Origin of the sequence: Paenarthrobacter nitroguajacolicus, assembly GCF_007786235.1 — a bacterium.
In the GTDB taxonomy this organism is placed as follows: domain Bacteria; phylum Actinomycetota; class Actinomycetes; order Actinomycetales; family Micrococcaceae; genus Arthrobacter; species Arthrobacter nitroguajacolicus_A.
Genome location: NZ_VNFK01000010.1, coordinates 74,164 through 96,076 on the forward strand (window position 1 = coordinate 74,164; position 21,913 = coordinate 96,076).

A 21,913-nucleotide genomic window follows, 5' to 3' on the forward strand; every position below is an offset into this window, starting at 1 on the left:
GATGCGCCGTTAAGGCCTCAACTCAAGGAACCGCCTGAGGTTCTGGAGCACCAACCGCCAGGTCGCGGTGGATTGTTCAACTTCTTCCTCACTCGAATTGTTGCCCTGCGTGATAGTCACGGTGGTTCCTTCGGGGGCCGCCGCAAGGCTGTATTCGACGGTGTGGTAATTCTCCGGAGCGTCCGGTCGCCCGGAAGCCGGACTAAAGTGAGTTGTTTTCAGCACTACGGGGGGATCGAAAACAAGGATCGTGCCCCGGTCTTCATAAGACTTGCCGTTGAATTCGCCGGAGTAGGTGATGGGCTCGCCCACCTGCCAGGAGGTGGTGACGTTGGTACCCAGGAAGTACTGCTTGATGAGGGCCGGATCAGTCAGAGCCTCCCAGACATTTTCGGGCGGCACCGCGATGGTGCAGGAGACCACGGCGTCAGCGGCTCGTTGATTCATGTGATTGCTCCATCTCCCATGCGTCCCTGCGAAACTCCCGGTGGCAACGCTACGCCGGTCAGCGTCATGTGTGAATGGCACAATAGCTAGGTGATATGCAGGGAAAGCACACCGGAACATGGCTGGCAAGCAGCGGCGGGGATCCGCCTGGCAGGGTTGTCGCTGTTTGTCGCTGGGGCCTTGGCGATGACAGCCTGCACGGCAACTTCGGCTTCGCCGGTGGGCCAAGCTGCTGTTACGCCAGCACCTTCCACCACGTCCCAAACCGCACCAAGCGTGGCCCCCGCCGTCGCTGCAACCACCGCCGCTGTGGAATCGGCCCTCAAAAAGCTTGTGGCCAGTAGCCCCAAACCGGACCGCGAAGCAGTACGTGCGGCTTTGGCGGCCGCCGGCATCCCGCAAGCCAGCCTTGAAGTCTCTGTCAGCCGCACACCAACCGGGCTCGATGTCGACGCCATGGAAGCCGCCGCCCTCACGGGTGAAAGCTGTGTCATGGGGCAGATCCGTGATGGTGGAGTGGTGGTGACAGTGCTGCCCGTGCTGGCCACCGGAAAATGCTTCGTGGGAGATGCCCGCTAGCTTCACTCCAGCACCCGAATGTGAGTTAAGTACGCCTAGCCACTAGATTTAAGGGTATGGCGGAATTCATTTACACGATGACCAAGGCTCGCAAGGCCGTTGGCGACAAACTTATTCTGGACGATGTCAGCATGTCGTTCTACCCTGGCGCGAAGATCGGCGTCGTGGGACCGAACGGTGCTGGTAAGTCCACCATCCTGAAGATCATGGCCGGACTGGACACTCCTTCCAACGGCGAGGCCCGCCTGAGCCCCGGCTACACCGTGGGCATCCTCCTGCAGGAACCGCCGCTGAACGAGGAAAAGACCGTCCTGGGCAACGTCCAGGAAGGCGTGGGCGAGATCTACGGCAAGATCCAGCGCTTCAACGAGATCTCCGAGGAAATGGCCAACCCGGACGCGGACTACGAAACGCTCCTGGATGAGATGGGCAAGCTGCAGGAAGCCATTGACGCTGCCGACGCCTGGGACATCGACTCCCAGCTCGAGCAGGCCATGGACGCGTTGCGTTGCCCGCCGGCAGATTCGGATGTCACCGTCCTGTCAGGTGGTGAGCGCCGCCGCGTTGCGCTATGCAAGCTCCTTCTCCAGAAGCCGGACCTCCTGCTCCTTGACGAGCCCACCAACCACTTGGACGCAGAGAGCGTTCTTTGGTTGGAACAGCACCTTTCCCAGTACCCCGGTGCCGTTCTTGCCGTAACCCACGACCGTTACTTCCTGGACCACGTGGCTGAGTGGATTGCAGAAGTCGACCGCGGTCACCTCTACCCGTACGAAGGCAACTACTCCACGTACTTGGAGAAGAAGAAAGCCCGTCTCGAGGTCCAGGGCAAGAAGGACGCAAAGCTGTCCAAGCGCCTGACGGAAGAGCTTGAGTGGGTGCGCTCCAACGCCAAGGGCCGCCAGACCAAGTCGAAAGCCCGTCTGGCCCGCTATGAAGAAATGGCTGCGGAGGCCGAGCGCACCCGCAAGCTGGACTTCGAAGAGATCCAGATTCCGCCGGGACCGCGCCTGGGCTCCTTGGTCATCGAAGCCAAGAACCTGAAGAAGGGCTTCGACGATCGCGTACTGATCGAGGACCTTTCTTTCTCGCTGCCGCGCAACGGCATCGTCGGCGTCATCGGGCCGAACGGTGTGGGTAAGTCCACACTGTTCAAGACGATCGTCGGCATGGAGCCGTTGGACGACGGTGAGCTCAAGATCGGCGAGTCCGTGAAGATCTCCTACGTTGACCAGTCCCGTGGCGGCATCGATCCCAACAAGTCGCTGTGGGAGGTTGTCTCCGAAGGCCACGACTTCATCCAGGTGGGCCAGGTCGAGATGCCGTCCCGCGCATACGTATCGGCGTTTGGCTTCAAGGGTCCGGACCAGCAGAAAAAGGCCGGTGTCCTCTCAGGTGGTGAGCGCAACCGCCTCAACCTGGCACTGACGCTCAAGCAGGGTGGCAACCTCCTGCTCCTTGACGAACCCACTAACGACCTCGACGTCGAAACCCTGAGCAGCCTTGAGAACGCCCTTCTCGAATTCCCGGGTTGCGCCGTAGTGGTATCGCACGATCGCTGGTTCCTCGACCGGGTGGCCACCCACATCCTCGCCTACGAAGGTGACGACGAGAACCCGTCCAAGTGGTACTGGTTCGAGGGTAACTTCGACTCCTATGAGGAGAACAAGGTGGAGCGCCTTGGCCCCGATGCTGCCAAGCCGCACCGCGTTACGCACCGCCGCCTGACCCGCGACTAATTACCGTCGCCGGCGGGTACAAATGTAGAAAGGCCGGTCCCTTGGGGGGCCGGCCTTTCTGCGTTTGCTTCCGAAGCTTACGCTTGCGAAGCTTACGGAATCCTGACCATGCCCTCTTGCGCCACCGTGGCAACATGCACACCGTCGCGGTTGAAGATCCGGCCAGTGGCGAGCCCACGCGCGCCTTGTGCACTGGGCGACTCCTGGACGTACAGCATCCATTCGTCCACGCGTACAGGGCGGTGCCACCACATGGCGTGGTCAAGGCTGGCGACGCTCATTCCCGGCGTCATCCAGGCAAGGCCGTGCGCACGCAGGATTGGCTCCAGGAGCGTGTAGTCGCTGGCATAGGCAAGCGCTGCCCGGTGGAGGTTGGGGTCGTCGGGCAAGGGGCCCATGGTCTTCATCCACACTGCGTTGGTAGCCACCTGCTGGGCGGGAGGCGATACGTACAGGGCGGGGTCAATGTGGCGAACATCGAACGGTCGCTCGGATGACATATGCCGGGCCATCGGGTGGTCGAAGTGGGACAACAACTCGGCCGTGCTGGGCAGAGATTCGGGATCAGGGATGCCTTGCGGCATGGTGGCCTGATGGTCCAGTCCGGTGTCTTCCACCTGGAATGAGGCGATCATGGAAAGAATCGGGACGCCGTCCTGGTAGGCGTGCACGCGTCGGGCGGAAAACGACCGGCCATCGCGCAGCCGTTCAACACCAAAAGTGATGGGCTTGTTGGCGTCGCCAGGCCGCAGGAAGTAGCCGTGCATCGAGTGCGCCACCCTGTCCGGCTCTACGGTCCGCATGCCGGCCATCATCGACTGGGCCAAAACCTGGCCACCAAAAACGCGGTGGCGGGGTTGCTTCTGGGACGGGCCCAGGAAGATGTCCTCGTTGGTCCGGGCACCATCGAAGTCACCAAGGTCCAGCAGGCCTATCAGCACTTCCATGGGGTCTTCTGCGGGTGCTTCCACGTCAAGGCCAGCGTTCGTCTCAGTCATGGTTCGACTTTAGACGCCGCCCCGACCCCTCTCAACCGAGGACATGCCGGTAGAGTCGATCATGTGACAGACGTCTTGACCCAGTCCTTCCGTTTCGCCGATCCCCGTGACCTTGCTGACCTGAAAACCTTCGTCACCCGGGCAAAAAGCATCGACGACGGCGCCATCCGCCTCCAGGCCGCAGGCAATGTCCTGGCTGCCTATGTGTGTGTCCTCAGGCCCCGCATTCTGGGGGAGTCCACGCCCACGATCCTTGGCCTGCGAACCATGGCCTTGGCGGAGCCAGCCCACGCGGACGTCACGGTGACGCTCGCGTCCGTGATGGACCGTTTGGCCCGCTCCGGTGCCGAGGACGTGGAACTACCCATTCCGCCGTCGACAGTTTCCGAGTCATGGGCCGGTGTCGGCGCACCCCGCAGCGGTTGGGAGGCCCAGGGCGTCATGCTCGACGCCGACCTCAAGTCCGCGGCCGAGGCCGGCATTGCGGAGGTGGCTGGCGTGATACCCACTTTGGCGGGTGCCGCCGTCGTCAACAGCGCCAGGGCCGCTGTCTGGGGCCGGGCTCTCCCCGGTGCGGGTGAACTGCCCGCAGGAGCCGCGTTCGCCGCCTTTGCCCTGGGTTTCCTGGGCGACGCAGAGCAGCAGGTCTTCCGCAACGGACGCTGGTTCCGCTTGAGTGGTCCCCGCGGCCACGTGCTTGTTCGCACGGGCGCGGGGTTGGGCCTCGGTTTTTAGGCCCTAGGCGTCCGGTCCGGCTGATGGGCTGTTGACCATGGTCAGCGCCGCTCGTTCCATGTAGTCCCACAGGGTGCCCTCGTGCAGCGGGGACAGCTCAAGGGAATCGACGGCGCTCCGCATGTGGAAAAGCCAGCGATCCTTGGCCTCGGGGGTGACCCGGAAGGGCATGTGACGCATCCGAAGGCGCGGATGGCCGCGTTCCTCGCCGTAGGTGGTGGGGCCGCCCCAGTACTGCTCCAGGAACATGAGGAAACGGCGCTTTGCCGGCTCAAGGTCCTCCTCCGGGTACATGGGGCGCAGGAGGGGATCAGTTGCTACTCCGTCGTAGAAGACATCGATGAGCTTGACGAACGTCTGGTGCCCGCCGACGGCTGCGTAGAAGCTGTCCGTGTAAGCCGGCTGGCTGAACGGGTCGTTCTGCATCAGCTGGCGTCGGGGGCCCGCTTGGGGTGCCGGGGGTTGCCCGCCTGCGGTACTACTCATTGGACTTCTCCTCGGCCTTGGTGACGCGCGGGGCGCCTGCTGTCACCGGCGCTGCTGCTGCGCCGGGTTCGTCGCTGGTGTCAGGTGTCTCCAGCGGCACGTAGTCTCCCTGGGAACGGTTTCCGACCCTCAGGATTTCACCGTTCCGCAGGTACCAGATGGCTCCATCTTCGGCACGGACACGGGTAATGCGCAGGCCTACCGATTCAACGGTACCAATGACTTCGCTGGTGACGATCACATCGCCAATCCCGTATTGGTCTTCAATGGTAATGAAGATTCCCGCGAGGAAATCGCGGATCAACTGCTGGGCGCCGAAACCGATGGCGACACCCAAAATACCCACGCTCGTCAACAGCGGTGCGACATCCACGTTCATGTATTTGAGGACGTAAATGATCACGATTACCACCACTACGACGCTCACCAGGCTCGTCAACAGCGAACCGATGGTCTCGGCACGTTGTGATCGGCGTTCGTGGTCCAGTGCGCGGATGGCAGGTTGTACCCACTTGAAATGCGGCTTCTTAAAGAAAGAGCTGCCTGCGGAGACCCGTCGGGTGATGCGCAGGATGATGAAGCGTGCCACGATCCACACGGCCAGGCCCACGCCTACTGTGATGAGGATTGACATGAGGTCGATCTTCTCGGGTTCGATGTTGATTGCTTCCGCCAGGGGGATGGAGGTCAAGGTTGAATAACTCCTTGTCGTCGGCCCGTGTTCGCCGGGCGCGGAACACTCTGTCCACCTACAACCCTAGCGCCGTAGCGTGACGGTATGCGCATCCTGGTCTTGGGCGGTACCGCCTTCCTGTCGGCTGAAATCGCTCGGCAGGCCGTTGCTTCCGGCCATAGTGTCACGTGTTTCGCGCGGGGTACTTCAGCGGACCCGCCCGACGGCGTCACCTGGGTAAGGGGCGACCGGACGTTGGGTGCCGCAGCCTTCGCGGACGTGGCTGGCCGCTGGGACGCCGTGGTGGACGTGTCGCGGGATCCCGTGCAGGCGCGCGTTGCATTGGACGTGCTGGGGCCGGGCACGCAGCACTGGACTTTTGTCTCCAGCTGTTCGGTGTACGCGGACCACTCCGTACCTGGCGCGGATGAAAGTGCTGCTCTCCTGGAGCCGTTGCCCGAGGGCCAGCCAGGCAGCCCGGAAACCTACGGAGAGTCCAAATCAGCGATCGAGCAGATGACGCTGGCCCTGGTGGGGGAGAAAGCGCACATCGTCCGGGCAGGGCTTATCGGAGGTCCAGGGGACGGCACTGACAGGTATGGCTACTGGCCCGCCCGGTTCGCCGCGAACACTGTCACGGTGTTGGTGCCGGACATTCCCGATGCCGCGACTCAGATCATCGACGTCCGGGACCTCGCCGCGTGGGTCCTGCGATCCGCAGAACAAGGGCTAGTGGGTACTTACAACGCCTTGGGGGATGTGGTGAGGTTTGGCGACTACATCGACGGATCCCAGCAGGTGGCTGGAACTGTGGAGGAGGACGTCGTCCGGCCCAGCGAAGCCTGGCTCGTGGAGCAGGGTGTGGACTACTGGGCCGGGCCTGATTCATTGCCCTTATGGCTGCCGCCGGGACACGACGGTTTCCAAGCCCGGTCCAATCGGGCCGCGCGGGAGCGCGGGATGGTTCTGCGGCCGTGGCAGGAAACGCTCGCGGCGACGCTTGAGGATGAAAAACGACGAGGTTTGGACCGGGACCGTAAAGCCGGCCTAGGCCGTGACACCGAGCAGAAGCTCGTGGCACTTTGGCGGGAACGTCAGCCCTAGGCCGCTTCCGCCGTCGTCATCGGCTCGTGCAGCACCGGAAAGTTGACGCTGCGCGCAATGAAGCACACCTGGTTCGCTTCGTGGTGAAGCTGCGGCATCAAGGCGGTGTGGGCGGGATCGGCGATGGTGACGTTCGGTTTGAGCGTTACGCTCTCGAATTGTCCGCTGCCGTCGCGGTTGAGTTTCATGAGCCCTTCAGCGTTGTCCTCGTAGCCGGTCACCACCACGCCATGCTTGACCGCCACATGCAGGAAGGACAGCATGTGGCACTGCGAGAGTGCGGCCAGGAGCAGTTGTTCAGGGTTGTAGCGTGTCCGATCTCCATGGAACGTGGGATCGGCCGATCCCTTCAACGTTGGCAGTCCGCTGATCTCGACGTCGTGGTCGCGCGAGTATCCCCGGTAGCTTGCGGTGCCTTCGCCGAGGTTTCCGGTCCAGCGGACGGTCAGCGCGTAGTGATGTTCGTTGAGGCCCATGCGGACAGTCTAGCCAAGCACCATCGACTGTCCGCACGGGCCTCACAGGGTGCTACTCGTTGATGTCCGCTGCCCGTGCGCGCAGGGCGCGGGCTACGGCGTCGCGGTTTTCGAGCATCATGCGGCGCAGGGCCGCGCTTTCTTCGGGGAGCCCGGCCAGGAACTCATCAGTACGGTCCACCGTCGCCTGGGTGGTGAGTTGGGCGGGGTAGAGACCCACCACGATCTGTTGTGCCAAGGCGTGGGTGCGTTCCTTGACGATTCCAGGGACCGCTTCGAAGTACTTTTCCGCGTAGGGCTCCAGCAGGGAGGTGTCCGGGACCCGCATGAAGCCGGCCACGGCCGAGGACTGCAATGCGTTGGACAGCTCTCCGGTGACCACGATCGAGTCCCAGGCTGTTGCTTTGGCTTCCGGGGTGGGGATGGCTGCTGTGGCTTGGGCGGCCGCGTTCTGGCCGTTGGAGGTGTTGTCGCGGGCGAGTTCGGCGTCGATGCGTTCCTGGCCTTGGCGCCCGCCGGCCACCAGTGCGGTCAGGAGCTCCCAGCGCATGTCCTGGTCCACGGTGAGGCCTTCGAGGGTTTCTGTCCCGTCCAGGAGGGCTTGGATGCGGTCCAACTGGTCGCTGCTGCGGGACAGCTGCGCGTAGGACTTGGCGAATTGGAGTTGGGCATCGGAGCCGGCCTCCACGGAGGAAGCGAGTTCCCAGAGCTTGTCCGCGGCCGCGATGGTGGTGTCGGCTTTGTGGTCCGCGGCAACGTAGTACGTCAGGGTTGTGGCGAGTTGGCGGAGTTGGACCAGGATGACCGAAGAATCCGTTTCGTGGGCGATGTTGGCCAGGATCAGGTCCACGTAGCCGCGGGCCGGGGTTTCGCCGTCGCGCGCAGCGTCCCATGCCGAGCCCCAGACCAGGGTGCGGGGCAGGCTGGCCGCGAAGTCCTTCAGGTGGGCTTTGGCAGTGGCGAGGGAGTGTTCATCGAGGCGGACCTTGGCGTAAGCGAGGTCGTCGTCGTTGAGCAGGATCAGGTCCGGGCGTACTTTGCCCACCAAGGCGGGGACTTCGGTGCGGGGTCCGTCGACGTCGAGTTCCTCGCGGTGGGTGCGTTCCAGCTTGCCGTCACCGGAGAGCGAGTAGAAGCCGACGGCGAGGCGGTGCGGCCGGAGGGTGGGCTGTTCGTCGATCGCGGTCTGCAGGATCGCGAAACCGGTGATGGTGCCGTCGTCTGCCACCTCCAGGTCGGGGGCGAGGGTGTTCACACCGGCGGTTTCGAGCCAGAGTTTGCCCCAGGCGTCCAAATCGCGTCCGGACGCGGCTTCGAGTTCCACCATGAGATCAGCGAGCTCGGTGTTCTTCCAGGCGTGCTTGGCGAAGTATGTACGGACACCGGCCATGAACTGCTCCGGGCCCACCCAGGCCACCAATTGCCGCAGCACGGATGCACCCTTGGCGTAGGTGATGCCGTCGAAGTTGACCTCCACGTCTTCAAGGTTGTTGATCTCGGCGAAGATCGGGTGTGTGGTGGGCAGCTGGTCCTGCTTGTAGGCCCAGGACTTTTCCACCGAAGCAAACGTGGTCCAGGCCCGGTCAAACTCAGTGTTCTCCACGGCAGCCAGGTGCGACATGTATTCGGCGAAGGACTCGTTAAGCCAGAGGTCGTTCCACCAGCGCATGGTGACGAGGTCTCCGAACCACATGTGCGCCAGTTCGTGCAGGACGGTGATGGCGCGGCGCTCAATCTGGGCACCGGTGACCTTGCCGCGGAAGACGTAGCCTTCCAGGATGGTGACGGCGCCTGCATTTTCCATGGCGCCGGCATTGAATTCCGGTACAAACAGTTGGTCGTACTTCTCGAACGGGTACGCGCAGCCGAACTGGGCCTCGAAGAACTCGAATCCCTGGCGCGTCAGTTCAAAGATGTTGTCCGCGTCGAGGTACTGCATGAGCGACTTGCGGGCGAAGACTCCGAGTGGGATGACCCGGCCGTCGGAACTCGTAACCTCGGAGCGAACGGACTGGTAGGGGCCGGCGATCAAGGCCGTGACGTAGGAAGACAAACGCGGGGTGGGCGCGAATTCCCACACGGAGCGGGCGCCGCCGTCCTCACCGGGCGCGGTTGCGGACGGAACCGGAGTGGGGGAGTTGGAGATGACGTCCCAGTGCGACGGCGCAGTGACCGTGAACGTGAAGCTTGCCTTCAGGTCGGGCTGCTCGAAGACGGCGAACATGCGCCGGGAGTCCGGAACTTCGAACTGGGTGTAGAGGTACACCTCGCCATCCACGGGGTCTACGAAGCGGTGCAGGCCTTCGCCGGTATTCATGTAGGGCGCGTCAGCTACGACTGTGAGTTCGTTCTCTTCCGCCAGCCCAGGCAGCTGGATGCGGATGCCATCGGAGATTTCGGCGGGGTCCAGGTCGGTGCCGTTGAGCGTAACGCTGTGGACCCTTTCGGTGATCGCATCGATGAACGTGGACGTTCCCGGCACAGCTGAGAACTTCACCACAGTGGTGGATCCGAAAAATTCCGGACCCTTGGTGAGATCCAAGGCGACGTCATAGGACTCGACGTTGAGCAGGGCGGCGCGGTTCGCGGCTTCGTCGCGCGTGAGGTTCAGGCCTGGCAAGTGGTGCCTCCGGGGATTGGCATGGCCGACCGGACAGGCCGGTCGCTGGTGTGAAGCCATTCTTTCACTCCGCGCCCGTAAGGCAAGGAGCCATCACCACAGTGTCGCCCCCACGGAGTAGCGTTGAACCATGGGACAGTTCCGGGACACTCTCGACTTCCGCGCACTGAGGTTCGCGGTGGCCTTTCCTCTGCTGCTCGCCCTTGGCTTCGTAGTGTGCGCGCAGATGCTGCGCAACGACCTCCCCAACCCGGTGGCGGTGATGTGGAATTCCGACGGCGGTACCTCCTTCGCCCCGTTTGGCGCCTATGTGGCCGGCGGCGCAGCCCTCATCGTCTGCTGCGGGTGGGCGGCCTTCCTCCAGTCGGTGCCGTTGTCCCGGCCCGTGATCATGAGGCGCGTCATGATGGGCCTGGGGCTCATGGTGAGTCTCTTCATCACCACAGTGCTGGCCGCTGGCCTGGTGGGGCAGTCCGGTGCTGCTGACGCCCGGGAATCCCATGTGGACCCGATCGTTTTGGCCATGGGCAGTGGTGCGGCTTTGGCCCTGGGCGTGGTCATGATGTTTGCCTTCAAACCGGATCCTCGCTGGACGCACGAGGACGACGCGGCGCTCCAGGCTGAGCTTCAGCTGCTCGAGGACCCCGATCTCGCCAGCGACACCATCAGGCTGTGGGTGCACGCCCGGAGCTCGGTTTTCATCATGATCATTGTCTCGGCCTTGTTTCCCGCTGCGTTGATAGCTGTGGCGGTCCCGTGGCTGGGTGCCTTGGTGGCAGCGGCAGCGCTGGTCGGCGCCGGGTTCCTGTTTGCCAGGGTGCGCGCCGACAGGGGAGGACTCCAGGTGTTCGCCGGTGGCATCGTGCGCGTCCTGGCCGTTCCCGCCGTCGAGATCGCAGCGGCGGCCCCCGCAGAAGTCAGGGCCGCCGACTACGGCGGGTGGGGCTGGCGACACCATGATGACGCCACGGCGATGCTGGTCAGCAGCGGTCCTGCCGTCGTCGTAAGGAAACTTAACGGTGGGCGTGTGGCGCTCAGCGCCGGCACTCTTGCCTCGGCTGACAAACTCGCCGGAATCCTCAACAGGGCCGCCCACCGGGCCCAGGACGAAGGTCAGGCCCAACAACCCGGGTAGCGGTACCCTAGGTAGCGCATCCCTTATCGCCGCGCCCGGCATGCGCTGTGCCGCTGCCCAGTGCCGTACCGGCGCGCCACAAAGAAACGGACTTCCTGTGACTACACCCCGCGTCCACATCGCTACGGACCACGCCGGCATGGAACTGAGTGCCCACCTGGTCAGCCACCTCGCCGCCAAGGGCTACGAAGTGGTGGATCACGGGCCCAAGGAATACGACGCCCTGGATGACTACCCGTCCTTCTGCATCAACGCCGGCGTTGCCGTCGTGGCGGACCAGGAGGCCGGCGTGCACGCGCTGGGCATCGTCCTGGGTGGCTCCGGCAATGGCGAGCAAATTGCTGCCAACAAAGTCAAGGGCGTCCGCGCTGCGCTGGCTTGGAACCTCTCCACCGCCAAGCTGGCCCGCGAACACAACGACGCCAACGTCGTGGCCGTCGGAGGCCGCCAGCACAGTGTTGAGGAAGCCACCGAACTCATCGAAGCGTTCCTGCAGGAACCGTTCAGCAATGACGAACGCCACGTCCGCCGCATCGGCAAGATCGCGGTGTACGAAACAACCGGCGAAATCGTCGAGTAGTGCCTGAAGGGCATTCGGTCCATAGGCTGGCGCGCCAATTCCAGGACGTTTTTGGCGGCCAGCCCTTGGACGTCTCCAGCCCCCAGGGGCGGTTTGCCTCCGGTGCGGAGCTGCTGACCGGGCACACCATGGTGGAAGCCACGGCACATGGAAAGCAGTTCTTCCTCAGGTTCGATCATGGGTTGTACCTGCACGTTCACCTGGGTCTGTACGGCGCGTGGAGTTTTGGCGGCGACAGCTCCTTCACGGGTGCCTCCAGCATCGGCGCCCCTCGGCGCATTGGCGAACGGGAAAGGGGCTCTGCCGGCGAAGACGGCGAGTATGCCGGCCCGCCCGCTCCGGTCGGCGCCGTACGGGTCCGGTTGGTCTCCCGCCACGGCTGGGCGGATCTTCGGGGGGCCACCACCTGCGCAGCCATCACCGCGGCTGAGGCGCAAACCGTGCTGGATCGCGTGGGTCCTGACCCGCTGCACAACAGGGCAGGGGATCGCGACGAATTCATCCGTCGTCTCCGTCGCCGCAAAACGGCTGTGGCGCTGCTGATGATGGACCAGTCGGTGCTGGCCGGCGTCGGGAATATCTACCGCGCCGAAGTCCTGTTCCGGCAGGCAGTGGATCCCTGGACGCCGGGCAGCAGCATTGACCACGAGACCGCCGGCCGACTCTGGGACGACACCGTGAACACCATGTCCGACGGCGTCCGGGACGGACGGATTGTTACGACGCCCGCCGCGCTGTGGACTTCGGGCAGTGCAACAGCGCCCGACGTCGATGCCCACTTTGTCTACAAGCGCAACGGCCTGCCCTGCCGGGCCTGCGGGACGCTCGTGGGTGTAACGGAAATCGGTGCCCGGAAACTGTATTGGTGCCCGGGCTGCCAAGTGTGAGCCCTCCGGGTTCTGCTCCCGAGCCAAGCAGAAACTCGCCGAAACAAAAACGCCCCGATCCGCGGATCGGGGCGTTTCACATGGAGGGGACGACGGGAATCGAACCCGCGTAATCAGTTTGGAAGACTGAGGCTTTACCATTAAGCTACGTCCCCAGGAGGAATATCCACTTTCAGGACAACTTCCCGGTGGCTGTTGAAGCCGGGTACAACTAAACCTAATTCCGGCGGCAGTGTCAAATGTGCATTCCTGGCTCGCTTACCCGTAGACTGTCCTGTGCATTCGGGGTGTAGCTCAGCTTGGCTAGAGCGCCTGCTTTGGGAGCAGGAAGTCGCAGGTTCAAATCCTGTCACCCCGACTCTGTGTTTGTGTCCGCTTCTGGGACGCAACAGAACCCCATACCCACAAAATCAGGAGTACTTAGACTGTGAAGAGCGCTGTCGAGAACCTCACCGCAACGCGGGTCAAGCTCAACGTTGAGGTTCCCTTTGAGGAACTGAAGCCGAGCATCGATGCCGCGTACAAGACCGTTGCTTCGCAGATCCAGGTTCCCGGATTCCGCAAGGGCAAAGTTCCCTCCAAGCTCATCGACCAGCGCGTTGGCCGTGGCTACGTTCTGGAGACGGCCATCAACGATGGCCTCAATGGCTGGTACCAGGCTGCAGTTCAGGAAACCGGTGTTCGCCCCCTGAGCCGCCCCGAGGTTGAAATCACCGAGGTTCCGGACCCGTCCGCAACCGACGGCGAGCTCAAGTTCCAGGTGGAAATCGACGTCCGCCCCGAGATCGAGCTGCCGGAGTACGCCGGCATCAAGGTCGAGGTTGCTGCTGCTGAGTCCTCCGAAGCTGACGTCGACAAGGCACTGGACGAACTGCGCGGCCGTTTCGGCACGCTGAAGTCCGTTGAGCGCCCGGCGAAGAACGATGACTTCCTGACCATCGACATCACCGCCACGATCGATGACGCCGAGATCGATTCCGCGTCCGGCCTGTCCTACCAGGTGGGCGCTGGCACCATGCTTGAAGGCCTCGACGAAGCCGTCACCGGCCTGTCTGCCGATGAAGAAGCGATCTTCGACACCACTCTGGTCGGTGGCGACCACGCCGGCGAAGCCGCCCAGGTCAAGGTTGTGGTCAAGGCCGTCAAGGAGCGCGAACTCCCTGAAGCCAACGATGACTTTGCTCAGCTCGCCTCCGAGTTCGACACCTTGGCTGAGCTCCGTGAGGACCTCGCCAAGCAGGCCGCCGACTCAAAGGTTGTTGAGCAGGGCGTAGAGGCGCGCGACAAGGTCCTGGACAAGCTCGTTGAGCTCGTTGAGGTTCCGGTTCCGGACTCCGTCGTCGAAGAGCAGATCGAGGCACACTTCAACCCGGAGAACGCCCACGGCGAAGGTGACCACGACACCGAGGAGCACCGCGCCGAGGTCAAGGCCAACACCGAGCGTGCTTTCCAGAACGAAATCATCCTTGACGCCATTGCGGACAAGGAAGAAGTTGATGTCAGCCAGAACGAGCTGATCGACTACATCGTCACCACCGCAAGCCAGTACGGCATGGACCCCAACCAGTTCGCCCAGATCATTGATCAGAGCGGCCAGGTTCCCATGATGGTGTCCGAGGTTCGTCGTCGCAAGGCATTGGCAGTTGTGCTTGGCCAGGCCGAGGTTGTCGACACCGAGGGCAACAAGGTTGACCTCACCGACTTCGTCCGTCCTGCAGGCGAAGCAGCAGCCGAAGAGGCTGCAGCCGTTGAAGCCACGGAGGAAGCGGAGACCGTCGCCAGCGACGACCCCGCAGCAGTGAAGTTCTAGTCAACGACTTCAACCGACCCCGGATCTCTGGATCCGGGGTCGGTTTGCTTTAAGCCTGAACATAGGTGCCGGACGCAGACGTGCGCCGTCAGCGAACAGTGCGATTTCGGCGAACAAATCGTCCTTGAAAACGGTTAGTGTCCAAGTAGTGAAGTTCAGTGAGGTCACTGGCACCAGCGAGAGGTAAGTACTTATGTCACAGCAATCAGAGGCTCCCCGGATGGCAACTGTCGATCCCGCAGCCCAGGACAACTACATCTACAACCGCCTGCTGAAAGAGCGCATTATCTGGCTCGGCTCTGAGGTGCGTGACGAGAACGCCAACGCCATCTGCTCCCAGCTCCTGCTCCTCTCGGCCGAAGACCCTGAGAAGGACATTTACCTCTACATCAACTCGCCAGGTGGATCCGTCACGGCCGGCATGGCTATTTACGACACCATGCAGTTCATCCCCAATGACGTAGTCACGGTGGCAACCGGCCTGGCAGCGTCCATGGGTCAGTTCCTTTTGTCCTCGGGCACCAAGGGCAAGCGCTACGCAACCCCCAACGCCCGCATCCTGATGCACCAGCCCTCCGGCGGTATCGGCGGCACGGCGTCGGACATCAAGATCCAGGCGGAACTGATCCTGCACATGAAGAAGGTCATGGCTGAACTTACGGCCGAGCAGACTGGCCAGAGCGTGGAAACCATCCTCAAGGACAACGACCGCGACAAGTGGTTCACGGCCACCGAGGCCCTGGAGTACGGCTTCTTCGACAAGATCTCCGCCCACGCCGGTTCCGTTGCCGGTGGCGGCGGTACGGCCAACCAGTCGAACTCCGAAAACTAACCGGCACCAAAAAGCCACTGAAACCCCAGGAGTAAAGAACATGAACTACAACTTCGGATGGTCTGCCGGTAATCTCCCGTCCAGCCGTTACGTCCTGCCCCAGTTCGAGGAACGCACGCCGTATGGCTTCAAGCGCCAGGACCCGTACACCAAGCTGTTCGAGGACCGCATCATCTTCCTCGGCGTCCAGGTTGACGACGCATCCGCCGACGACATCATGGCCCAGTTGCTGGTGCTCGAGTCGACGGATCCGGACCGCGACATCACCCTGTACATCAACTCGCCGGGTGGCTCGTTTACCGCCATGACGGCGATTTACGACACCATGCAGTACATCCGCCCGGAGATCCAGACGGTATGCCTGGGCCAGGCAGCCAGTGCTGCTGCCGTCCTGCTGGCCGCCGGTACACCCGGCAAGCGCCTGGCACTGCCGAACGCCCGCGTCCTGATCCATCAGCCCGCCCTGTCCGGCGGCCAAGGCGGACAGGCATCCGACCTCGAGATCCAGGCAGCGGAAGTCATGCGCATGCGCACCTGGCTTGAGGACACGCTGGCACACCACTCGGGTCGTACCTCCGAGCAGGTCAACAACGACATCGAGCGAGACAAGATCCTCACTGCTGCGGACGCCCTGAGCTACGGTCTGATCGACCAGGTTCTGGACTCCCGGAAGATCAAGCCGCAGGCAATCGCCCGGTAGCACACGGAAATCGACGCCGGTGCGGTTCAAGAAATATGGACCGCACCGGCGTTCTGTTTCCACGCAAGCAGCCCATTGTGACCTAGAGTGGATGTTGTCACGGTGGTGCCATCCGCGGCTTGGCCGCACACTTGAGTACGGCGCGGAGCCGCATCACCCGCATGCAACGAAGGGATTCCCACATGGCTCGGATTGGCGAGAGCACGGATCTGCTGAAGTGTTCTTTCTGCGGAAAGAGCCAAAAGCAGGTGCGGAAGCTGATTGCCGGGCCCGGTGTGTACATCTGCGACGAGTGCATCGAGCTTTGCAACGAGATCATCGAAGAAGAGCTCGCGGAAGTCTCGGATCTGGGTAGTTTTGAACTGCCCAAGCCCCGTGAGATCTTCGATTTCCTGCAGGAATACGTCATCGGCCAGGAACCCGCCAAGCGGTCGCTGGCTGTGGCCGTCTACAACCATTACAAGCGCATTCAGGCAGGGCATGCTCCCAAGACCGGAAGCCTTGGTGAGGGATCACACCACGAAGACGTGGAGATCGCCAAATCCAACATCCTCCTGATCGGGCCCACTGGTTGTGGCAAGACGTACTTGGCACAAACGCTGGCCCGGCGGCTCAATGTTCCCTTCGCGGTTGCTGATGCCACGGCCCTGACGGAGGCCGGCTATGTAGGCGAGGATGTCGAGAACATCCTGCTCAAGCTCATCCAGGCCGCCGACTACGACGTCAAGAAGGCTGAGCAAGGAATCATCTACATCGACGAGATCGACAAAATCTCGCGTAAGAGCGAAAACCCGTCGATCACCCGCGATGTCTCCGGCGAGGGCGTGCAGCAGGCGCTGTTGAAGATTCTCGAGGGAACAGTGGCCTCCGTGCCCCCGCAGGGTGGGCGCAAGCACCCGCACCAGGAATTCATCCAGATCGATACCACCAACGTTCTCTTTATCGTTGCCGGAGCATTCGCGGGCCTGGAAGACATCATTGGGTCGCGTTCGGGGCGCAAGGGCATCGGGTTCGGTGCACCCCTCAACGAGGCCCGGGACAACGTAGATACCTACGGCGAAGTCATGCCCGAGGATCTGCTCAAGTTCGGCCTTATCCCGGAATTCATTGGCCGGCTCCCGGTCATCACCACGGTGTCCAACCTCGACCGCCCTGCCCTGATTCAGATTTTGTCCACTCCAAAGAATGCGCTGGTCAAGCAGTACCAGAAGATGTTCCAGTTGGACGGTGTGGACCTGCAATTCGATGACGACGCCTTGGATTCCATCGCTGACCAGGCCCTGGAACGCGGCACTGGTGCACGTGGCCTCAGGGCAATCATGGAAGAAGTGCTGCTTCCCGTCATGTTCGATCTCCCCAGCAGGGACGACATCGCTACGGTAGTCATCACAGCTGACGTGGTAGCCAAAAAGGCCCAGCCCACCATGATCGCCCACGACGTCGTGGCGAAGCGCCGGAATAAGTCGGCCTAGCCGCCTGTTGGCCTAAACAAGGAGCGGTTCCTCCGGGATCGCGAGCCTCATGCCACCTTCCCACCCTTTTCGAGGAGTTCACTGTGCCTGAACAGACTGTGTCCGAAGCGATTGCCCCAGAACAGACAACCAACCGAGCCGATTTCTGGTTTGACCCCGTCTGCCCGTTCGCTTGGATCACGTCGCGCTGGATCGGTGAAGTGGAGCAGGTGCGGGGCATCGAAACTGAGTGGCACGTCATGAGCCTCTCTGTCCTCAATGAGGGCCGCGACCTCCCCGCCGACTACCGGGCCATGATGGACGACAGCTGGGGTCCCGTCCGTGTGATCATTGCTGCCCAGGAGCTGCACGGGAGCAGCTACGTCAAGCCTCTCTATGACGCCATGGGGGAGCAGATTCACCACGAGGGCAACAAGGACCGCGCTTCGGTGATTCAGAAGGCCCTCGCGGAGACCGGACTTCCGGCTGATCTGGCCCGCTTTGCGGACTCGGATGAGTACGATGCCCAGTTGCGTGTTAGCCATGAGGCCGGCATTTCGCTGGTGGGCCAGGACGTAGGTACTCCGGTTGTAGCCGTCAATGGAACCGCGTTCTTCGGTCCTGTGCTGACCCGCATTCCGCGCGGCGAGGAAGCAGGCCGTATCTGGGACGCTACCGTCACCCTGGCTGGCTACCCGCACTTCTTCGAGTTGAAGCGCAGCCGCACCGAAAGCCCTGAATTCAACTAACACACGTGAAGGGAAACGCTACTTAAGGAACCGTGAGGTCCGCCGGTCAGCAAGGATCTTCCCGTTGGTCTGGCATGTTGCGCAGTACTGAAGTGAGGTGTCCGCGAAGGACACCTCACGGACCGTGTCACCACACGCCGGGCATGGCTGGCCGGTCCGCGCATGCACCCGGAAGTTGCTGCGTTTGGTGTCCTTGAGCTCGCTGGAAGGTTTCCCGGCGGCCGCGTTGACGGCGCCCACCAATACCTCCTGCATGGACTCGTACAACCGGGCCACCGTCTCCCTGTCCAATGATTTTGCACTGGCAAAGGGTGAAATCTTCGCTGCGTGGAGGATCTCATCGCTGTAGGCGTTCCCGATCCCGGCGATCACGCTTTGGCTGCGGAGTAATCCCTTAATCTGCTGGGAACTGGAGCCAAGGATTACTGCCAGTGCGTCAAGATCGAAGTCGGGGCTGAGGGGCTCGGGCCCCAGGGTAGCAATGCCCGGGACGTCCTGGGCGTCCCTGACGACATAGATGGCCAGGCTCTTCTTGGTTCCCGCCTCTGTCAGGTCCACCCCGATGTGGGCATCATCCGCGGGCCGGTGGAGCAGGAGCCGTGCTGAGATGTTGCTTTTTCCCATGCGCAAGCCGGCCGATGACGGATGCTCCGTGTAGCGGACCCAGCCGGCCTTGGCCAGGTGGAACACGAAGAACAGGCCGTCGACGTCAATGCAGACGAACTTCCCAATGCGTTGCACGCCTTGGACGGTCCGGCCTTCCAGGGCGGTGTAGGGAGGGTCCGCGGTCTTGAGCGCGGAGATGGAGTTGATGCGGACTTCGGTCAGCACAGCTCCATGGAGTTGGGTGTCCAAGTACATGCACAGGCCGTGCACTTCGGGGAGTTCCGGCATGGACAATACTTTGCCACAGGTAGGTCCAAGGGCGCAGGAAAACTACAGGATTGTAGTTCGTTCCAAGGCCTTGTGCATCCCTGTCGGCGGGACAACAATGGTTCTTACCCACTTCGAAAGAAGAGGGACACGGAAACCAAAGATTCAGTGATATGCAACCAACGCAGCCTTTGGCAAAGTTGGAAGCAAGCTACCAGTGACGAGGTAGGAAGACCTGAAATTCCAAGGATTCCGCCAGACTGTCAAGACGTCACCAGACAGCCGAAAAGTCGAAGCCCCACCAACGGCAAAACGCTGATGGGGCTTCCCCTTTGCCCGGATACTGCCGGGCTCACCGTAGCCTGATCAGGCTGGATTCTCCTCGGCAGGTGCCAGGACAACATCGCTGACCGTCAGTTCACCTTCGCCGGACTGGAGTGTGATCTCCTGGGCGTTGGCGGCAGCCTTCAAGTCACCGAGGCCGGCCTTCAACTGTGCCACCAAGACCTCCGAGGCTGTGATGGACGCGGACAGCACCTCTGTGCGCTGCTTGACCTTGGCCTCTGACTTCGCCTTGCGGATACCGCTGAGAGCGATGCCCACAGTACCCAGCATGGTGGTGTCGCCGTCGGTGATGTCCAAAGCAGCCGGCCATTCGGCACGGTGAACGGATCCGGTGCGCCACCAACCCCAGACCTCTTCAGTGGCGAACGGCAGGAACGGTGCGAAAAGGCGGAGGAGGGAATCCAGCGTCGTCGCCAAGGCAGCCAGGACGGAGGCCTGCTCGGTTTCTCCAGCGGCACCGTAGGCCCGGTCCTTGATGAGCTCCACGTAGTCGTCCGTGAACTGCCAGAAGAACGATTCCGTGATCTGGAGTGCCCGGGCGTAGTCGTAGTTGTCGAAGGCCTTGGTGGACTGGGTGACGACGTCGGACAGTTGCGCCAGCAGCGCGCGGTCCAACGGGTTGGTCAGCACCGAGAGGTCGGAAGCCACCACCGAGTTTTCCGTGGCGCCGAGGTTCAGGACGAACTTGGAGGCGTTCAGCAGCTTGATGGCCAGGCGGCGACCAATCTTCATCTGGGCGATCTCATAGGCCGTGTCGGCGCCGAGCTTGGCCGAAGCGGCCCAGTAGCGCACGGCATCCGAACCGTACTCGTTCAGCACGTCCGTGGGGACAACCACGTTGCCCTTGGACTTGGACATTTTCTTCCTGTCCGGGTCCAGGATCCAGCCGGAGATGGCTGCGTGCTTCCACGGTGCACTTTTCTGCAGGGCGTCGGCACGCACTGCTGAGGAGAACAGCCAGGTGCGGATGATGTCGTGGCCCTGGGGACGGAGGTCGAACGGGTAGACCTTGGAGAACAGGTCCTCGTCACGGCTCCAGCCGCCCACGATCTGCGGTGTCAGCGATGACGTGGCCCAGGTGTCCAGAACGTCCGCATCGCCGGTAAAGCCGTTGGCCTGGTCACGCTGCGACTCCTCGAAACCGGGAGCGGCGTCTGCTGCAGGGTCCACGGGGAGCATCTCGTCCGAGGGCAGGATCGGGTTGTCGTAGTCCGGGTTGCCTTGGGCGTCCAGCGGGTACCAGACAGGGATCGGCACGCCGAAGAAGCGCTGGCGGGATACAAGCCAGTCACCATTCAGGCCGGCGATCCAGTTCTCGTAGCGGGAGCGCATGAACGCAGGGTGGAAGGTGATTTCCTGGCCTCGTCCGATCAGGCGTTCGCGGCGTTCCTCGTCCCGGCCACCGTTACGGATGTACCACTGGCGGGAGGTGACAACCTCGAGGGGCTTGTCGCCCTTTTCGAAGAAGTTCACCGGGTGGGTGATCTTCTTCGGCTCGCCATCGAGCAGGTCCGCTGCCCTGAGCAGTTCAACCACTGCTTCCTTGGCGGAGAAGGCGGTTTTGCCCGCGATCGCGGCGTAGGCCTCCTTGCCGGCGTCGGTGGTGATCCAGTCCGGGGTGTCGGCAATGATGCGGCCGTCGCGGCCCATGATGGCACGTGTAGGAAGCTGCAGTTCGCGCCACCAGGTGACATCCGTCAGGTCACCGAACGTACACACCATGGCGATGCCGGAGCCCTTATCCGCCTTGGCGAGCGGGTGGGCTTTGACTTCAAGCTCGACGTCGAAGAGCGGGGATTTGACGGTCTTGCCGAACAGCGGCTGGTACCGCTCGTCGTCGGGGTTTGCTACCAGGGCGGCGCAAGCGGCGAGCAGTTCCGGGCGGGTGGTCTCGATGAAGATCTTTTCGCCGTCTTCGGTGAAGAAGGGATAGCGGTAGTAGGCGCCCGCGACTTCGCGGTCCTCAAGCTCGGCCTGAGCCACAGCGGTACGGAAGGTCACGTCCCACAGGGTGGGTGCCTCGGCCATGTAGGCGTCGCCCGCAGCAAGGTTGGCCAGGAAGGCGCGCTGGGACACTGCTCGCGAGGTGTCGTCAATGGTGCGGTAGGTCAGGTCCCAGTCCACGGACAGGCCCAGGGTCTGGAACAGGTTCTCGAAGACCTTCTCGTCCTCAACGGCGAGTTCCTCGCACAGTTCGATGAAGTTCTGGCGCGAAACGACGTCGAAATCGCGCTGGTTCTTGGCCGGCTGGGCCGGCGGTGTGTAGTCAGCCTTATAGGGGATGGCGGGATCGCAACGCACACCGTAGTAGTTCTGGACGCGACGCTCGGTCGGCAGCCCGTTGTCGTCCCAGCCCATGGGGTAGAAGACGTTCTTGCCCGTCATGCGCATGTAGCGTGCTTGGACGTCGGTCTGCGTGAAGGAGAACATATGGCCCACGTGGAGCGAGCCGGATGCCGTGGGCGGGGGAGTGTCGATCGAGTAGACCTGCTCCCGGGTGGTGTCCGGATTGAACTTGTAGGTTCCCTCTTCCAGCCAGCGCTGCGTCAAGGCAGCCTCGAGGCCTTCAAGGGCCGGCTTGTCGGGAACGTTAATGGGGGCGGTGGCGGGCGTGTCTGTACCCTGCGTTGATTCAGCCATGGACCAATTGTTTCATGGCCCGGCGTTACAACCCGCCGCCGCGGGACCCCGCAC

At 62.6% G+C, this 21,913-nt stretch carries 20 protein-coding genes and 2 tRNA genes; 13 read left to right on the forward strand and 9 right to left on the reverse strand.

Features of this window, described 5'->3' with window-relative positions; genetic code table 11:
• Positions 1-9 precede the first annotated feature (9 nt).
• Positions 10-447: an SRPBCC domain-containing protein gene (locus FQP90_RS13900; RefSeq protein ID WP_144651451.1), complete on the reverse strand. Its 438-nt coding sequence runs from the start codon at positions 445-447 to the stop codon at positions 10-12.
• A gap of 90 nt (positions 448-537) precedes the next feature.
• Between FQP90_RS13900 and FQP90_RS23665 the strand changes: the two genes are divergently transcribed.
• Positions 538-1,026, forward strand: a complete 489-nt coding sequence (locus FQP90_RS23665; protein WP_244296775.1) for a DUF6993 domain-containing protein — start codon at positions 538-540, stop codon at positions 1,024-1,026.
• A 56-nt stretch (positions 1,027-1,082) separates the two neighbouring features.
• Positions 1,083-2,765 carry an energy-dependent translational throttle protein EttA gene (ettA, locus tag FQP90_RS13910; RefSeq protein WP_144651453.1) on the forward strand — a complete coding sequence of 561 codons (1,683 nt, stop codon included), beginning with the start codon at positions 1,083-1,085 and terminating at the stop codon, positions 2,763-2,765.
• Positions 2,766-2,857: 92 nt separating this feature from the next.
• Here the strand turns inward: ettA and FQP90_RS13915 are convergent, their stop codons facing one another.
• Positions 2,858-3,763 (reverse strand): acyl-CoA thioesterase, encoded by a 906-nt coding sequence (locus FQP90_RS13915; protein WP_144651461.1) that lies wholly within the window; start codon positions 3,761-3,763, stop codon positions 2,858-2,860.
• Between the two features lie 63 nt (positions 3,764-3,826).
• Here FQP90_RS13915 and FQP90_RS13920 point away from each other — a divergent pair, with 63 nt between their 5' ends.
• Positions 3,827-4,498, forward strand: coding sequence for a hypothetical protein (locus FQP90_RS13920; protein WP_144651463.1), 672 nt, complete (start codon positions 3,827-3,829; stop codon positions 4,496-4,498).
• A gap of 3 nt (positions 4,499-4,501) precedes the next feature.
• On the opposite strand, the gene FQP90_RS13925 is transcribed toward FQP90_RS13920, so the two are convergent.
• A complete protein-coding gene (locus tag FQP90_RS13925; protein WP_144651465.1) occupies positions 4,502-4,984 on the reverse strand; it encodes a globin in 483 nt (160 codons plus the stop codon).
• Positions 4,977-5,675 (reverse strand): mechanosensitive ion channel family protein, encoded by a 699-nt coding sequence (locus FQP90_RS13930; RefSeq protein ID WP_144651467.1) that lies wholly within the window; start codon positions 5,673-5,675, stop codon positions 4,977-4,979. The genes FQP90_RS13925 and FQP90_RS13930 overlap by 8 nt, the downstream gene beginning before the upstream one ends.
• 87 nt (positions 5,676-5,762) lie before the next feature.
• On the opposite strand from FQP90_RS13930, the gene FQP90_RS13935 reads away from it, so the two are divergent.
• On the forward strand, positions 5,763-6,761 hold the full coding sequence (locus tag FQP90_RS13935; protein ID WP_144651469.1) for an NAD-dependent epimerase/dehydratase family protein: 999 nt from the start codon (positions 5,763-5,765) through the stop codon (positions 6,759-6,761).
• Here FQP90_RS13935 and FQP90_RS13940 read toward each other — a convergent pair.
• Both FQP90_RS13940 and pepN read right to left on the reverse strand, forming a co-directional pair.
• Positions 6,758-7,237 (reverse strand): OsmC family protein, encoded by a 480-nt coding sequence (locus FQP90_RS13940; protein WP_144651471.1) that lies wholly within the window; start codon positions 7,235-7,237, stop codon positions 6,758-6,760. The genes FQP90_RS13935 and FQP90_RS13940 overlap by 4 nt on opposite strands.
• A gap of 52 nt (positions 7,238-7,289) precedes the next feature.
• Positions 7,290-9,857 carry an aminopeptidase N gene (gene pepN / locus FQP90_RS13945; RefSeq protein WP_144651474.1) on the reverse strand — a complete coding sequence of 856 codons (2,568 nt, stop codon included), beginning with the start codon at positions 9,855-9,857 and terminating at the stop codon, positions 7,290-7,292.
• A gap of 130 nt (positions 9,858-9,987) precedes the next feature.
• Here pepN and FQP90_RS13950 point away from each other — a divergent pair, with 130 nt between their 5' ends.
• From FQP90_RS13950 to FQP90_RS13960, 3 genes are all read left to right on the forward strand, one after another.
• Positions 9,988-10,992 (forward strand): hypothetical protein, encoded by a 1,005-nt coding sequence (locus FQP90_RS13950; protein WP_144651476.1) that lies wholly within the window; start codon positions 9,988-9,990, stop codon positions 10,990-10,992.
• 97 nt (positions 10,993-11,089) lie between these two features.
• The gene (locus FQP90_RS13955; RefSeq protein ID WP_144651478.1) at positions 11,090-11,572 is read left to right on the forward strand and encodes a ribose-5-phosphate isomerase; all 483 of its coding nucleotides are present in this window, start codon (positions 11,090-11,092) and stop codon (positions 11,570-11,572) included.
• Positions 11,572-12,459 (forward strand): Fpg/Nei family DNA glycosylase, encoded by an 888-nt coding sequence (locus tag FQP90_RS13960; protein WP_144651480.1) that lies wholly within the window; start codon positions 11,572-11,574, stop codon positions 12,457-12,459. Before FQP90_RS13955 ends, FQP90_RS13960 begins: the two co-directional genes overlap by 1 nt.
• A gap of 81 nt (positions 12,460-12,540) precedes the next feature.
• Here FQP90_RS13960 and FQP90_RS13965 read toward each other — a convergent pair.
• Positions 12,541-12,614: transfer RNA gene (locus FQP90_RS13965), tRNA-Gly, on the reverse strand.
• Between the two features lie 128 nt (positions 12,615-12,742).
• Here FQP90_RS13965 and FQP90_RS13970 point away from each other — a divergent pair.
• The 6 genes from FQP90_RS13970 (at position 12,743) to FQP90_RS13995 (ending at position 18,001) form a co-directional block, all read left to right on the forward strand.
• Positions 12,743-12,817 (forward strand) — tRNA-Pro (locus FQP90_RS13970).
• 69 nt (positions 12,818-12,886) lie between these two features.
• Complete coding sequence (gene tig / locus FQP90_RS13975; protein ID WP_144651482.1) at positions 12,887-14,269, forward strand: trigger factor; 1,383 nt, start codon at positions 12,887-12,889, stop codon at positions 14,267-14,269.
• A gap of 220 nt (positions 14,270-14,489) precedes the next feature.
• On the forward strand, positions 14,490-15,101 hold the full coding sequence (locus FQP90_RS13980; RefSeq protein WP_014922040.1) for an ATP-dependent Clp protease proteolytic subunit: 612 nt from the start codon (positions 14,490-14,492) through the stop codon (positions 15,099-15,101).
• Positions 15,102-15,141: 40 nt separating this feature from the next.
• On the forward strand, positions 15,142-15,801 hold the full coding sequence (locus FQP90_RS13985) for an ATP-dependent Clp protease proteolytic subunit (RefSeq protein ID WP_011775058.1): 660 nt from the start codon (positions 15,142-15,144) through the stop codon (positions 15,799-15,801).
• A gap of 182 nt (positions 15,802-15,983) precedes the next feature.
• Complete coding sequence (gene clpX, locus FQP90_RS13990) at positions 15,984-17,273, forward strand: ATP-dependent Clp protease ATP-binding subunit ClpX (protein ID WP_144651484.1); 1,290 nt, start codon at positions 15,984-15,986, stop codon at positions 17,271-17,273.
• An 83-nt stretch (positions 17,274-17,356) separates the two neighbouring features.
• The gene (locus FQP90_RS13995; RefSeq protein WP_144651486.1) at positions 17,357-18,001 is read left to right on the forward strand and encodes a mycothiol-dependent nitroreductase Rv2466c family protein; all 645 of its coding nucleotides are present in this window, start codon (positions 17,357-17,359) and stop codon (positions 17,999-18,001) included.
• Between the two features lie 18 nt (positions 18,002-18,019).
• Here the strand turns inward: FQP90_RS13995 and FQP90_RS14000 are convergent, their stop codons facing one another.
• Together FQP90_RS14000 and valS are read right to left on the reverse strand one after the other, a co-directional pair.
• The gene (locus FQP90_RS14000; protein WP_144651488.1) at positions 18,020-18,895 is read right to left on the reverse strand and encodes an Fpg/Nei family DNA glycosylase; all 876 of its coding nucleotides are present in this window, start codon (positions 18,893-18,895) and stop codon (positions 18,020-18,022) included.
• A gap of 345 nt (positions 18,896-19,240) precedes the next feature.
• A complete protein-coding gene (gene valS / locus FQP90_RS14005; RefSeq protein WP_144651490.1) occupies positions 19,241-21,859 on the reverse strand; it encodes a valine--tRNA ligase in 2,619 nt (872 codons plus the stop codon).
• Positions 21,860-21,913 lie beyond the last annotated feature (54 nt).